The organism is Herbaspirillum sp. B65 (assembly GCF_000333555.1).
Classification (GTDB): Bacteria; Pseudomonadota; Gammaproteobacteria; order Burkholderiales; family Burkholderiaceae_D; genus Herbaspirillum; species Herbaspirillum rubrisubalbicans.
The window spans coordinates 1-893 of record NZ_BADI01000260.1; the positions used below are offsets into that span (position 1 = coordinate 1).

The 893-nt window shown below is 64.1% G+C and carries 1 protein-coding gene and 2 pseudogenes; all 3 read left to right on the forward strand.

Translation table 11 applies throughout. The features are described from left to right. A pseudogene (locus I5W_RS06845) lies at nucleotides 1-312 on the forward strand (alanine--tRNA ligase-related protein); the annotation flags it as partial. Nucleotides 313-314: 2 nt separating this feature from the next. Beyond that, nucleotides 315-569 (forward strand): annotated as a pseudogene (locus I5W_RS06850) (amino acid ABC transporter permease); the annotation flags it as partial. 9 nt (nucleotides 570-578) lie between these two features. After that, on the forward strand, nucleotides 579-893 hold a 315-nt coding region (locus I5W_RS06855), incomplete at its 3' end, for an ABC transporter permease subunit (protein ID WP_044528668.1).

Below are 893 nucleotides of genomic sequence, written 5' to 3' on the forward strand. Positions count from 1 at the left end.
CAGATGGCCGAGACCGGCCCCTGCGGTCCNTGCTCGGAAATCTTCTATGACCACGGNCCGGACATCTGGGGTGGCCCCCCGGGCAGCCCCGACGCCGATGGCGACCGCTACATCGAGATCTGGAACAACGTGTTCATGCAGTTCGACCGCCAGCTCGACCCGGCCACCGGCGAATACACCCTGACCCCGCTGCCGGCCCCCTGCGTGGATACCGGCATGGGTCTGGAGCGCCTGGCCGCGATCCTGCAGCACGTGCACAGCAACTATGAGATCGACCTGTTCCAGGCGCTCATCAAGGCGGCTGCCCGTGAAAGGTGGAGCGCGTCTATCCCTCGCTGACCAGCCAGTTCATCCTGCTCATGCTGGCCTCCAGCATCACCTCGCAGATTTCCGCAGAAGAGCTGACCGCCACGGCCAACCTGGTGCAGTCGGAAACCTTCCGCAGCTTCGAGGTGTATGCCGTCATCGCGGTGGCGTACCTGGTGCTGTCCTTCCTGTTTCGTGGCGCGTTCTGGCTCATCAGCCAGATGGCCTTCGTGCGCAAGCGCAAGCTGGGCACCCACCTGTAAGGAGCAGCCATGAATGCATTCAGTTTCCTGCACGTGGAGTACCTGCTGCAAGCGGCCGTCTGGACCGTGGTGCTGTCGCTGGTGGCGTTCGTCTTCGGTGGTCTGGCCGGCTTCGTCATTGCGCTGTGGCGGGTCTCGCCCCATGCCAGCCTGCGCACCATTGCCAGCCTCTACATCCAGGTGGTGCAAGGCATCCCGCTGCTGGTGATCCTGTTCGTGGCCTACTTCGGACTGGCCATCGCCGGGCTGAAATTGACGCCGCTGGTGGCCGCCGGCATTTCCTTTGCGATCTACTGCGCAGCCTTCCTGGCGAGATCGGCGCGG